The following is a 13,438-nucleotide window of genomic DNA, read 5'->3' as shown; positions in this document are numbered from 1 at the left end:
CAGAGGAAATGATTCCCCTGCCAGATTAGCTATCTTCTTATCCTTCCAATTTAGATGAACGATAAAATGTCGAGATTTACTGATGCTAATTAATTATTTTTATCTTAACTTGCCTGTTACCCCAACGGTAAGCTTCTGCTTTTGTGGAAAAGAAAACATCAATTTTCTGCCCTTTCACACTACCGCCTGTATCACCTGCAATAGCATAGCCATAGCCTTCTACATAAACTTTTGTTCCTAATGGGATGAAGCTTGGGTCGACAGCAATTACTTTTGCATTCGGATTAGCTTTCAGATCAATTCCTGTAGCAGTTCGTCCAGAACATCCATTACAGCTAGCAGTATATGCTGTTGAATTGACGTACACCTCTTGCCCGTTCTCTTCTCCTCGAGATGCAAGTTGTACTACTTCGCCTTTTGTTCCAACAGATACAATTTTGTCCTGCTTTTCTTTCACTGTTGTTTCACTGAGTAATTTTCGGGAAATTTCCTTGCCATTTTCCTTCGTAACCTCATACTTTTTAGAGACTAAACCTTCTGTTCCCTCTTTAAGTACTTTTTCAGTTCCTGCCGGAAGATCACCATCCTTTTGAGTGATGACGGCAAAATTAATCGGTTGTTCCACTACATCGGTGACCTTTTCTATTCTTTTTATATTAACAACAGTTTCTTCTTTCACTTCTTCTTTTAGATCTGGCTCAACTCGGTCTAATTTTGCAAGTGATATCTCATGTTGTGTTAAAAAGTCAGCGACCGTAGTCGAAGTGGACCATACTTGTTTTTTCTTTCCTGCGTCTACTAGTGTTACTGGAAATGCTGTATGTACGACAACTTCCATGTTATGTTCTATTGTGTTAGTTTCTTTTTGATTGATCTGATCGTGCTCGTTCAAAGAAATTTTTTGTTCTTTCAAAAACTCTTTAACAGTATCTACTGTTGTCCAAACCGTTTTCTTCTCGTCGTCTTTTTGCAATTCAACCTGCTTAGCTTTCTTCCAGACAACTTCTAGGTTATCTGTAACCTTTGTGTTTAACGAGGGAAACACATAATCTTCTGAGCCAACGGCAATTTCCAAGTCATCAAATATTTGTTGTATAGTAGATGAGTGCGTTTCGATGATTTGTTCTTTACCATTTAACGTGAGCGCCACTGTATTTTTAGTAGTTTCATAAATTATAAATCCTAAGCCACTCGCAAAAACGATGAAACTAGCTAAAAAGATGGGCACTTTTTTCCTGCTCAAAGATTTCGAAAACAGGTTTTTCATGTTTTGGATTACGATGAAAAACGCCTCCTTTTCTCTCGGAGTGATTATATAGAGTATCATGTCCGCTGTCAACCCTTAAGAATCTCTGAACGTATATCTTATTATGCAAAAAAAACAAGCGAAAGGAAAGAAAGAAATCTCGACATAATTAGTCTATGAGAAAAGAAAGCGATGTAGAACGATTAAAAATAAGGTGAATTTTGGACAAGTCCTTTCTTCATTCGACAAAAACCTTTATCAGTTTATGCCGAATAATTTTTTTGCATTTTCTGTTGTTTTCAAAGCAACCTCTTCATAAGAAATTCCTTTAATCGCAGCAATCTCTTCAGCAACTAATTTTACATAGCTTGGTTCGTTTCTTTTTCCTCTAAATGGTGTCGGTGCTAAATAAGGACAGTCCGTTTCAATCAATAAATGATCCAATGAAATTGCTTCTGCAACCTCCTTCGGTTTTCGAGCATTTTTAAACGTAACAGTTCCACCGAGTGAGATATAGAAATTCATATTTATGCACTCAAGTGCTGTTTCCACACTTCCGCCATAACAGTGCATAATGCCGCCAACCTCTTTAGCATCCTCTTCCTTCAAAATTTCTACAATATCAGCAGTAGCTTCCCGATTATGAATAATTATCGGTAGTTTTACTTTTTTCGCCAGTTGGATTTGTTTTCTAAATACTTCTTTTTGAATATCCTTTGGCGATTTATCCCAATGATAATCTAACCCCATTTCTCCAATCGCAATCACTTTAGGATGTTTCGATAATTCTTCAATCCACTTTAAGTCTTCCTCTACCATATCAATGGCATCTACCGGGTGCCATCCTATGCTTGCATAAACAAAGTCATATTGCTCAATAAGCTCCATCGCTCTTGTGATAGTAGGCCTATCAAATCCAACAACTACCATTTTCTCCATCCCTACATCAAGCGCTCGTTTTATTACTTCTTCTATATCCTCTTGAAACTCATCTGCATTGATATGTGTATGTGTATCAAATAACATGATACTCATCCCTCCATCTATTGTTATATATACTTACAATCAATCCCTATAACCTTTATACCCAAACGATTGTAAAGGAAAGAAGAAAAAACATAGAGATGTTTAATCTATTGAATTTCCTCGTCCATTCTCCATTCCTAAAAGAAATCGACGATTCCATCCACTAAAAACATCTCCATGTTTTTCATTGATTTTATTTTACTTTTGATCCAAGCGGTAAGGATTCTGCTATTGTTGCAAGAGACAGGGCGCCATCTTGGCTTCCAGCTAAAATCATCCCCTGGGAAAGTTCTCCTCTTAGTTTAACCGGTTTTAAATTTGTTACACAAATAACCTTTCTTCCCACTAAGTCTTCTGGAGAATAATACTTAGCAATCCCTGAAACTACTTGTCGTTTCTCATAACCTAAATCTAATTGTAGTTTTAATAGCTTGTCTGCCTTTTTCACAGGCTCTGCTTCAAGAACCTGTGCAACACGTAAATCAACTTTCATAAAGTCGTCTATCGTGATTTCCTCTACTTCAGGAGCTTCTAGGACTTCTGGCTTCTTTTCTTCTTCCTTTTGTGGTCCTTTCATTTCTCCCTTGATAAATTCTACTTCTTCTTGCATATCTAACCTTGGGAAAATCGGATCTCCCTTTTCTACTATAGTACCTGCAGGAATCACACCGAAACGTTCAAGACTATCCCAAGTGTGTAAGGAAGCATCTTGTATGTTCAATTGTTTAAAAATCTGGTCAGGTGTCCTTGTTAAGAACGGCTTAAGTAAAATAGCGATTCTTCTTAAGGATTCCGCTAAATGATTCATAACAGTTGCTAATGCTTCTGTTCTTTCCTCTTTCGCTAATACCCATGGTTGCGTCTCATCAATGTATTTATTATTTCTGCTAACTAATTGCCATAACGTTGTTAATACGACAGAGAACTCCATGTTTTCCATATGTTCCGCGTATTTCTCCACCGTTTCTCTATGTGCCTCAACAAGCGACTTTTCAAAGGCTCCTTCTGACTCTTTATAGGTAGGTATTTCTCCATTAAAGTACTTATTGATCATCGCCACCGTACGATTTAATAAATTCCCTAAATCATTGGCTAAATCAAAATTCACTCTTTCCACAAATGCTTCTGGAGTAAATACACCATCAGAACCAAATGGAACTTCTCTTAGTAAATAATAACGAAGAGCATCTAATCCATAACGATCAATTAATGTTACTGGATTGACTACATTCCCTTTAGATTTAGACATTTTCCCATCTTTCATAAGAATCCAACCATGTGCAAAAACCTTCTTCGGCAATGGAAGATCTAATGCCATAAGCATAATCGGCCAATAAATAGTATGGAAGCGAACAATTTCTTTTCCTACTAAATGGACATTTGCTGGCCAAAACTTCTTATATAATGTGTCATCATCAGAACCATAGCCTAACGCTGTAATGTAATTGGAAAGAGCATCTATCCATACATAAACAACATGCTTTGGATCTCCTGGCACTTTAATTCCCCAATCAAAGGTAGTTCTTGAAACTGCCAAGTCTTCTAACCCGGGTTTAATAAAGTTGTTAATCATCTCATTCTTACGAGATTCTGGTTGAATAAATTCTGGATTTTCCTCATAAAACGCTAATAAACGATCAGCGTATTTTCCCATTCTGAAGAAATAAGATTCTTCTTTTACTAATTCAACTGGATGGCCACTATCAGGACTTTTTCCTCCAATTACTTTTCCATTTTCATCACGGATAGGATCAACTAACTGAAGCTCTGTGTAGTAAGTTTCATCCGAAACGGAATACCATCCTTGATATTCATCTAAATAAATATCTCCTTGATCCACTAATTTCTTAAACATTTTTTCGACAATATCTGTATGTCTTTTTTCTGTTGTACGAATGAAATCATCATAGGAAATATCTAGCTTATCCCATAACTCTTTAATTCCAGCAACAATATCATCTACATATTGAATAGGAGTAATTCCCGCTTCTTCTGCTTTTCGCTGAATTTTTTGTCCATGTTCATCTGTTCCAGTTAAGTAACGAACTTCATAGCCCCTCATTCGTTTATAACGGGCCATTGCATCTCCAGCAACAGTTGTGTAAGCATGTCCAATATGTAAATTGCCACTTGGATAATAAATGGGCGTAGTAATATAAAAAGCTTTTTCTTGATCCTTCACTTAGTTCCCTCCTATATATATGTATCTATCTGTACCTTTAATAAAATAAAGCTGTTTTCATAAAGTTTGTTGCTATTCCTCGTAGCCGGAATACACTTCGCTTTCCGTGAGGTTCACCCTTAAGCCGCGGTCTGCTTTTTGCCGGCAGAGAATCAGGCTGTCTCACTAATTCCCGTGGCGTCTACATGTATTCCGTCTGCTCCATTTTTCCAATTAATTCTTTTTTCCTATAGAAAAAACAGCAATCTTTTAGAAAACAACCTAAAATAAAAATAACCGATATTTCTATTGTAACCATTCTTCTTTTTTATCGAAACAAAAAAGTATAAGAACATTCGTTTAAACCGCATAATCATTGCCATTTTTTCCTTTTATCCCATCAAAATATACCTAAAATTACTAGTTAATGCAACAGCCTTTTTTGAGCGTGTAACAAGAGAAGAGAAAATGTTGTATTTTGTCGAAAAAAGAGCGGAAATAGAACGACCAGACTATACCAATTTATACCAACATATATCTAAACTTGTATCGTTTTCACTAAAAAGCCTAATTTAATAAGGTTTTCAAAATACAATAATTTGAAAATAAAATAATTGACGTTTATGGGAATGGCTGGTATTATAATGACATACAAAGAAATTTGTCGAAAATTAGCGAAAAAAATATAAATATCCACATTTACTTTTGGGAGGAGAAAACAAATGAAATCTACAGGTATTGTTCGTAAGGTTGATGAATTAGGTCGTGTGGTTATTCCCATTGAATTAAGACGTACATTAGGAATTGCTGAAAAAGATGCCCTAGAAATTTATGTAGATGACGAAAAAATCATCTTAAAAAAATATAAGCCAAACATGACTTGCCAAGTTACTGGAGAAGTTTCAGATGATAACCTATCTTTAGCTGGCGGTAAATTAATTCTTAGCCGTGAAGGTGCTGAGCAATTAATCGAAGAAATTAAAAGCAACTTTGAAGTTTCAAAATAAGAATTAATAAAAAATGAGCCTTTCACCATCTATATGTATTCATGATTAGCAATCATTCTTTATTCTAAAAGTGACTTATTGATGAGAAAGACTTATAAAAAAGGGCTACGCCTTAAAGGTGAACACATGGTTATCTCTTCCTGTTCCTCTTTAAGGGGTAGCCCTTTTCTTATTCAATATGATATTCTTGATAGACTTCTCTTTTTTGGATTCCTCTATCTAATGCTGTCCTTTTAATTGCTTCCTTTACCGTCATACCCTCTTTTTCGACATAATGATCTACTTGTTGCACAATGGTTAATGCGTCCCACCAATTATCTTCTTCTTTTTGTAATTCACCCTGTTCGATAACTAGACAGAACTCTCCCCGTATTTCTTCTGCTTGAGACCAAGCAATTGCTTCCTCTACTGTACCACGGATAAATTCTTCATATAGCTTTGTTAATTCTCTACATAAAGTAATCTTTCTGTTACCGAGAATCTCCATTATTAAACCTAATGTTTCTTTTAAACGGTGTGGAGATTCATATAATAGTATTGTACCTGGAACATGCTTTAGGAAAAGTAGTTCTTTTTTCTTCTCCTTCTTTTGTCTATTAAGGAATCCATAAAAATAAAAAGGATGCGTCGGGAGACCCGAAGCAATAAGTGCTGTTAATGCTGCATTCGCTCCCGGAAGAGGAATAACTGGAATTTCTTGTTCAATAGCCTCTATCACTAGCTCGTATCCTGGATCCGCAATAGTCGGCATTCCTGCATCACTTACTAAAGCAATTACTTTTTCCTCTTTCAAGGCTTGTATTAGCTTCTGGCCACTTGTCTCTTTATTATGCTCATGATAGCTAACCACTGGAGTAGTGATTTCAAAATAATTACAAAGCTTTTTCGTATTACGTGTATCTTCTGCCGCAATAACATCTGCCTCTTTCAGAATCCTAATTGCCCGAAAACTCATATCCTCTAGATTTCCGATAGGAGTAGGAACTAAATATAGGGATCCGCTTTTATCTTTATAGCTTTTTTGTTGCTTCATTTTCTTCACCAACCTCCTTCAGCAAAAACTGTTCTTTCTTCTTTCTCTCTAACTGTTTAAAAGCATATTCCGCTTTCATAGCTTCTTGTTTTGTTTGGAACTCCTCATGATAAACAATGGCCACCGGCAAACGACCCCTTGTATATTTTGCCCCTTTTCCTGCATTATGCGTTTTTAAACGTTTTTGCAGATCATTTGTATAGCCTGCATAATAGCTTCCATCGTTACAAATTAATACATAGAAATAATGCTTCTTACTTTCCATATAGAATTCTGCTCATTTCCTCTGTATAATTGTTGCCATCTTTATAAACATATAACGGAGGTAAAACTTTTAAATCAGGTTTTCCATCTTTTATTGCCTCGATTAGCAAGATATTTGCTTCTTTCCCTTCCTTGGGATAAACAAAGCGTATACGCTTTGGCTCTAATCGGTTTGCTCTCATCAAGGTAAGGATATCTAATAATCTTCCTGGTCTATGGACAAAAGCTACTTTTCCACCTTGTTTAACCAATTGGCTGGATACGCTAATGGTGTCCTCCAACGTGCAAAGAAGTTCATGTCTCGCAATAGCAAAGTGTTCATTTATATTAATCTCTTCTATAGAATTTGTCTTCTTAAAATAGGGAGGATTACATGTAACTGCATCATACTTCTCATAACCAAGCAAGCTAGGAGCATCCTTAATATCACCATGAATCATTTTTATCTTTTTTTCTAGATGATTATACTGAATACTTCGATTTGCCATATCGTATAATCGTTCCTGTATCTCGACTCCTATAATATCTCCCTCTGTACGAAGCGACAGAAAGAGTGGAATAACACCATTGCCACTACATAAATCAACAGTCGTTCCCCTTTTCAAGGGAATAGATACAAAATCAGCTAATAATACTGCATCTAAGGAGAAAGAAAACACGGATGGACTTTGAATAATTCTTAAACGTTCATCCAGTAAATAATCTAATCTTTCATCTCCAATTAATGGAACCACTCTTTTTTACCTCCATTTTATTATTTTTCGCATAGAAAAAGAGATGTCTCAAGAAGAAAGAGTCATCCCGTACAATACAGTAGTGTATTGTTTATTTTCTCGGGGAGTCCCTCCTGAGACATCCTTATTTTTTATTAAGAAACGATAAACAAAATAGACAATCACCATCTTTTCGAGGACTTCCAAAATGAAGATTACAAATATGAAATCCTTCTTGATACAGCCTTGCTAGGTTATCATACCCTTCCCCTATATCAATGTTTTTCTCTTCCATATTCTTGCCTTGTTTAGCGTTTCTTTTTTTATGTTTATCCTGTTTGGAATCTTTCTCTCTTGGTATATCCTCTAAATGCCTTCTTAGATTCTCATTTTCTAGCTTCAACCTATTATTCTCTTCAATAAGCTCTGCTACATGCTGTTTAAGATCACCTAATTGCTTATATAAATTACCAATTTGACTTTCCATATTTATTACTGATTCAAAAACTTCTTTTTTATCCACTCTTCCACCTCATTAATCTGTGGATTGAACTGAAACAGCATCTTCTTGCAGTATTTCATCTAATGTATATTCAAGCACTCTTTCTTGTTCAGAAATTTCCACTTGGAGTACACGTTCTAAAATATTTAAACCTACAACTTTCCCTTTTCCCTCTGGTGTATTAATCCAATCACCTAAGTCTGGTAAGAGTTCCTTTGCAGCCTCATAATCGTCATTTTCATATTTTAAACAACACATTAATCGTCCGCATAATCCAGAAATTTTTGTTGGGTTCAAAGAAAGGTTTTGGTCTTTTGCCATCTTAATAGATACTGGTTCGAAATCTCCTAAGAAAGTCGAACAGCATAGCATTCTTCCACAAGGGCCAATGCCTCCAAGCATTTTCGCTTCATCTCTAACTCCAATTTGACGAAGCTCAATTCTTGTTCGAAAAATGGAAGCTAAATCCTTTACCAATTCCCTAAAATCTACTCGACCATCTGCAGTAAAATAAAAAATTATTTTATTGCGGTCAAATGTATATTCTACATCCACTAATTTCATATCTAATTCATGTAGCGTCACTTTCTCGCAGCAAACTTCATATGCTTCTTTCGCGGCAATCTTGTTTTCTTCTACAATCAATTGATCTTTCTGATCCGCAATTCTTAATACTTTTTTTAAAGGTAAGACAACGTCATTTTCATCTACTTTTTTCGGTCCAATTACTACCTTTCCGAACTCTACACCCCGAACAGTCTCGACAATGACAAAGTCTCCTTTTTGAATAATTAATTCATTCGGATCAAAATAATATATTTTTCCAGCTTTTTTAAAGCGGATTCCTACAACATCATACAACTGAAGATCCCTCCTGCAGCTTTAGCACTAGCTGCTCCATCAATAACTGTGGATTCATATTCCCCTGCAGCTTTCGCTTTGCTTCAAAAATAGCTGTCATTTGTTCCGTTATGCGTTTGTTAGAAGTTCTTAATGCATAAGTATCTAACCGTTCCTTTTCGCTAACGTATACAATCTGATCGTGCTTGCCAAGCTGTATATATAATAAATCTTTATATAGTAGCAATAATAAGTCGAGCCCTCTATCAAACTGATCTTTTTCTTTAAAATGCGAAAACCAGTCTCTTTGAAGAGCTACCAATGCTTCTAATGGAGCTCCTTTAAGAGCCTCATATAATTTTACCACTATTTTTTGTGCTTGTACAAACCATTCATCCGTACTGAGAGTCAATGCTTCTTCAAAACTATTGGTAATTTGCGCAAGTAAAGGAGCTTCATTCGGTTTAATTCCATTTCTTACTAGTTCTTTTGCCATTTCATCTGGAGATAATGGCGTAAATGAAAGAACCTGACACCGAGACAAAATGGTCGGCAATATTTGCTGAATTTGTTCGGTTAATAGAATGGCAGTTGTTTCCGCATTAGGTTCCTCCAAAAATTTCAGCAAACTATTAGCTGCATTTGTGGTCATTTTATCTGCATGAACAAGAATGTATACCTTTTGCTTTGACTCTACTCCAGTTTTCGAGAACTCCTCTTGTAGACTCTGTATCTGATGTTTTTTTATTGATAATCCATCTGGCTCCAGCAAATGAACGTCTGGATGATTTCCATTATTTATCCGCTTGCAATTAGAACATGTTTCACATGGAACATATCCTTCTATACTATTTTCACATAAAATACTCTTTGTGAGAACAAGACTTATATCCCTTTTACCTGTTCCCTTCATTCCCTCAAAAAGGTAGGCATGTGCTAGTCGTTCTTTTTTTAAGCTATTTTTCAGCATCTTTAAAACAATGGGTTGTGTCCGTTCAAGCTGTTCCCATGTTCTTGTCAAGACAATCACTCCATTACGTATATATATTAATCAGCAAACCTTTAATTTCACCAATTTTATCCAAAATATTCAAACTGTTTTTCTCTTTAGTGATTACTTCTTCTGTTAATTCCACTAATTTATCATCAATGACATGTACAACACTTAAATCTCTGCCTTGACCAAACTGATCCCAAGAACTATCTTTTTTTACTTCCATCCCAAATTCAACAGCTTCCTTTACAAACTGTTTGACTAGGGATTTATATTTAGTCAAATCCTTTAGATTTTGCGACCTACCCAACCTATTGCCGATATCATCGATGTTTTTCATTAAAGTTTGAAGTTGCTCAACCTTTAATTTCTCATTTTGCTGTTGGACATATCCTTGAAATTTCGAACCACCTAGACTGCCCTTGGCTTCTATTCTAGTCCCTTCCGGATTGATTCGAATGTCTTTATTAATCTTCATATTCTTCCTCCTGAAGAACGTTCTACTTCCTACTAAAAAGGTGCCATCAGCGATGGCTTTTAACAAAAAGCACATCGCTAACAGTCAATTAACCAATGTATGATTTAAAATTGCTTAAATTGCTCCACAGGTAATACAAAGACAGTGGCTCCTCCAACTTCCACTTCCACTGGATAAGGGACATAGGAATCCGCGTTTCCGCCCATTGGAGAAACAGGTGCTACTAATTGGTCTCGTGATTGACAATTCTCTTTAATGATTTGCATTGCCTTTTCCACTCGTATATCTTCCGTTCCTATCATAAAGGTGGTATTTCCAGATTTCAAAAATCCGCCAGTACTTGCAAGCTTTGTAGCTCTAAAATTATTTTCAACAAGTGCATTAAGCAATTTATTACTATCTTTATCTTGAATGACTGTCAGAATTAATTTCAATTTTATCCCGCCCCTTATTATAGTTTCCGAATGATTTTTTAACTTGTTCCTATTATAGCAATAAATATAAAAACAAACAGCTGAAAGAAAAAATAATTCCTAAAGCGCGCTGTCTTCTTCTCTTTCGAGCTAATCTATTTACAGTGGAGTATTATATTAGAATGAACCAATGTTACTTTAGAAAACGATTAATAATGTCTATCGTATCATGAAAAACCTGCTCTAAAGATTTCGATGCATCTACTTTAACAATTCTCTCTGGAAACTTCTCTATTACCCTATAATAGCCTTGCTGCACTAATTCATGAAATTCTATCTTTTCTAAATCTAGGCGATTAATTTCCCTACCACTAGTATTATTGATTCTTGCTAAGCCAACTCGTGGATCTAAATCAAAATAAATCGTTAGCTCAGGCATCACATCTCCAATAGCAAATTGATTGATCTGCCAAATTTCCTCCATATCAATTCCTCTAGCAAACCCTTGATAAGCCAATGAGCTATCAATAAACCGGTCACATAGAATAATCGCCCCACTTTGAAGAGCTGGTATTACTTTCTCTACTAAATGTTGCCTTCTTGCAGCAGCATAAAGTAAAGCTTCTGTTCTAGCATCCATTTCCGTATGTTTTGGATCTAATATGATGCTTCTAATTTTTTCTGAAATAGGGATACCACCTGGCTCCCTTGTCTTTATAATCTTCTTCTCTTGTTCCTGATAATAGTTTAACAACATATCTATAATCGTTGTTTTCCCTGCTCCCTCTGGTCCTTCTAATGTAATAAAAAGCCCTTTTGTCACCTTGTTGTCCTCCTAAAGCGGTCATTTCTCAAAAATATTAATTTTATGTTCATAAATAGATGGACTGCCTTGAAATCGTGCTCCATCCTTTAATAAATTCTTTATTTGATTGATATGATATTCCGTTATTTCCTCTCCAGGGATTAAGATAGGTATTCCTGGTGGATATGGAATAATTGTTTCTGCACAAACAGCATGTATGGCATCATTTAATGATACTTCCCTTTTGCTTCGTAATCCTTGCTCTTTTTCACTAAGTTTTAATTCTACTATATCCGCACTTTTTTTTATAGATGTTGGTACTTCCCTTTCATAGGAAATTTTAGATCCATTTTCAGAAAACGCCTTTTTAATTTTAGTAATTACCCCATTTAAAGGGAAGACTATCCCCTTTTTCAACAATGGAAAAACAAATAGAACATTATTAGAATCAGCTAATTCTGTATAGACTCCTTCCTTTTCCAACTGCTTTTGAAGTTCAATACCACTTTTATTTGTTGCTGATTGAACAGTAATTTTCAAAGGGTCCCCTTTGTAAGGATACGTTAACACTTTTATCTGCGGAATCAATTGCAACTCATTACGAAAATGAGTAAGTGTTTTTTGGAGATACTCCCAATCCTCTATACTATACGTAGCTAAATAATGTCTAGCTTTATCTAAGGAGGCCATGATTAAATAAGAAGGGCTGCTCGACTGCAATATCTCTAGATAATATTTTACTTCATCTTGCTGGATGAAGTCAGTATTATAGTGTAAATATGCTCCCATTGTTAAGGCAGGGAGAGTTTTATGTGCAGACTGAACAACTATATCTGCTCCTAGCTGAACAGCTGATGGCGGAAAATTATTGTTTCCGATAAAATGTGCACCATGCGCTTCATCTACTAATACACAAATTCCGTTGGCATGCGCTAATTGAATGATTTCTTCTAAATTTCCAACCATACCATAATAATTAGGAGAAGTTAGAATGAGTACTTTCACTTTAGGGAATTGCGCAATTGCTTGCTCAATGGTTTTTACTGAAACGACTGTTTCCACTTTCCATTCTTCCGCATAATCAGGACTAAGTAAAATTGGTTGTGCTTTCGCAAGCTTTATGCCATTCATTATTGATTTGTGACTATTTCTTTGAACAAATACTTTATCCCCTTCTCTTAAAGTGGATAGTATCATTGCTAAGTTTCCGACAGTACTTCCATTTATTAAAAAATAGCTTTTTTTTACTCCATAAAAATCTGTTAATAGTTTTTCTGCATCTCTAATAACACCCGTTGGAGCATGCAAATCATCTAGATCATTAAGTTCCGTAACATCAAATTTCCATAAATCCCCTTTCCATGCCTCTTCATTATTAGGGATCAATTCTCCATTCTTATGGCCAGGTACGTGAAAAGATATATTATCTTCCGACTGAAACTGTAAGAGTTTAGAATATAAAGGTGTTTTTTCTTGCAATTTTATTCCTCTTTTCTTTTTTCACTCTATATATTTTATCACTTTTTTTACTATGTCATCATTTCCTTTCTCTAAACATGCTCGTTTAATGAGTTTTAGATGATTAATAGACTTTCAGAATCAATGTATGAATGATTGCTAAAATGGTTAAAATAGTTGCTATGGAGGTGGAGAAAATGGGGAAATATTATAATACCCAATCAATCCTAGGGGAAAAATGTCTCATCTGTGAAAAGAATAAATTAGAAGGAATTCATCTCTTTCAATCCTTTATATGTATGGACTGTGAGAGAGAAATAGTCAACACAAAAACCAGTGATCCAAAATACCAGTTTTTTGTTTATCAAATGGGAAAAGCTCGAATTTTACAAGAAAGACGCCAAGCTTAAAACAACCCCAATCGCTAGGGACTAATAGATAGTAAAAAACAAGCATCTCACAAAGGAGATGCTTGTTTCATTCGTGCCTGGCGACGTC

General features: G+C 35.4%; 15 protein-coding genes. 2 read left to right on the top strand and 13 right to left on the bottom strand.

Going from position 1 to position 13,438, the window contains the following annotated elements; translation table 11 throughout:
- Positions 1-85 precede the first annotated feature (85 nt).
- From RTL21_RS17795 to metG, 3 genes are all read right to left on the bottom strand, one after another.
- The gene (locus RTL21_RS17795; RefSeq protein ID WP_312097755.1) at positions 86-1,267 is read right to left on the bottom strand and encodes a resuscitation-promoting factor; all 1,182 of its coding nucleotides are present in this window, start codon (positions 1,265-1,267) and stop codon (positions 86-88) included.
- A gap of 237 nt (positions 1,268-1,504) precedes the next feature.
- Positions 1,505-2,272 (bottom strand): TatD family hydrolase, encoded by a 768-nt coding sequence (locus RTL21_RS17790; RefSeq protein WP_312097753.1) that lies wholly within the window; start codon positions 2,270-2,272, stop codon positions 1,505-1,507.
- 193 nt (positions 2,273-2,465) lie between these two features.
- Complete coding sequence (gene metG / locus RTL21_RS17785) at positions 2,466-4,454, bottom strand: methionine--tRNA ligase (protein ID WP_312097751.1); 1,989 nt, start codon at positions 4,452-4,454, stop codon at positions 2,466-2,468.
- Between the two features lie 701 nt (positions 4,455-5,155).
- Here metG and RTL21_RS17780 point away from each other — a divergent pair.
- Positions 5,156-5,440 (top strand): transition state genes transcriptional regulator AbrB, encoded by a 285-nt coding sequence (locus RTL21_RS17780; RefSeq protein ID WP_312097749.1) that lies wholly within the window; start codon positions 5,156-5,158, stop codon positions 5,438-5,440.
- Between the two features lie 169 nt (positions 5,441-5,609).
- Here the strand turns inward: RTL21_RS17780 and rsmI are convergent, their stop codons facing one another.
- The 10 genes from rsmI to RTL21_RS17730 form a co-directional block, all read right to left on the bottom strand.
- Positions 5,610-6,473 (bottom strand): 16S rRNA (cytidine(1402)-2'-O)-methyltransferase, encoded by an 864-nt coding sequence (rsmI, locus tag RTL21_RS17775; RefSeq protein ID WP_312097747.1) that lies wholly within the window; start codon positions 6,471-6,473, stop codon positions 5,610-5,612.
- Positions 6,451-6,738, bottom strand: a complete 288-nt coding sequence (locus RTL21_RS17770; protein ID WP_312097745.1) for a GIY-YIG nuclease family protein — start codon at positions 6,736-6,738, stop codon at positions 6,451-6,453. Before RTL21_RS17770 ends, rsmI begins: the two co-directional genes overlap by 23 nt.
- Positions 6,728-7,471 (bottom strand): tRNA1(Val) (adenine(37)-N6)-methyltransferase, encoded by a 744-nt coding sequence (locus RTL21_RS17765; protein WP_312097743.1) that lies wholly within the window; start codon positions 7,469-7,471, stop codon positions 6,728-6,730. Before RTL21_RS17765 ends, RTL21_RS17770 begins: the two co-directional genes overlap by 11 nt.
- Positions 7,472-7,595: 124 nt before the next feature.
- The gene (yabA, locus tag RTL21_RS17760; protein ID WP_312097741.1) at positions 7,596-7,973 is read right to left on the bottom strand and encodes a DNA replication initiation control protein YabA; all 378 of its coding nucleotides are present in this window, start codon (positions 7,971-7,973) and stop codon (positions 7,596-7,598) included.
- Positions 7,974-7,985: 12 nt separating this feature from the next.
- A complete protein-coding gene (locus RTL21_RS17755) occupies positions 7,986-8,813 on the bottom strand; it encodes a PSP1 domain-containing protein (RefSeq protein WP_312097739.1) in 828 nt (275 codons plus the stop codon).
- Entirely contained in the window at positions 8,806-9,813 is a 1,008-nt protein-coding gene (gene holB, locus RTL21_RS17750) for a DNA polymerase III subunit delta' (protein WP_312097737.1), read from the bottom strand. The genes RTL21_RS17755 and holB overlap by 8 nt, the downstream gene beginning before the upstream one ends.
- Before the next feature lie 13 nt (positions 9,814-9,826).
- Positions 9,827-10,264 carry a YaaR family protein gene (locus RTL21_RS17745; RefSeq protein ID WP_312097736.1) on the bottom strand — a complete coding sequence of 146 codons (438 nt, stop codon included), beginning with the start codon at positions 10,262-10,264 and terminating at the stop codon, positions 9,827-9,829.
- Positions 10,265-10,368: 104 nt separating this feature from the next.
- The gene (locus RTL21_RS17740) at positions 10,369-10,698 is read right to left on the bottom strand and encodes a cyclic-di-AMP receptor (RefSeq protein ID WP_312097734.1); all 330 of its coding nucleotides are present in this window, start codon (positions 10,696-10,698) and stop codon (positions 10,369-10,371) included.
- Positions 10,699-10,870: 172 nt separating this feature from the next.
- The gene (gene tmk, locus RTL21_RS17735) at positions 10,871-11,500 is read right to left on the bottom strand and encodes a dTMP kinase (protein ID WP_312097732.1); all 630 of its coding nucleotides are present in this window, start codon (positions 11,498-11,500) and stop codon (positions 10,871-10,873) included.
- Between the two features lie 21 nt (positions 11,501-11,521).
- Complete coding sequence (locus RTL21_RS17730; protein WP_312097730.1) at positions 11,522-12,961, bottom strand: aminotransferase class I/II-fold pyridoxal phosphate-dependent enzyme; 1,440 nt, start codon at positions 12,959-12,961, stop codon at positions 11,522-11,524.
- A gap of 176 nt (positions 12,962-13,137) precedes the next feature.
- On the opposite strand from RTL21_RS17730, the gene RTL21_RS17725 reads away from it, so the two are divergent.
- Positions 13,138-13,350, top strand: a complete 213-nt coding sequence (locus RTL21_RS17725; protein WP_312097728.1) for a sigma factor G inhibitor Gin — start codon at positions 13,138-13,140, stop codon at positions 13,348-13,350.
- Positions 13,351-13,438: the final 88 nt, after the last annotated feature.

Origin of the sequence: Niallia sp. (genome assembly GCF_031978665.1) — a bacterium.
Classification (GTDB): Bacteria; Bacillota; Bacilli; order Bacillales; family Cytobacillaceae; genus Niallia.
This window is presented reverse-complemented; position numbering and strand designations above follow the sequence as displayed.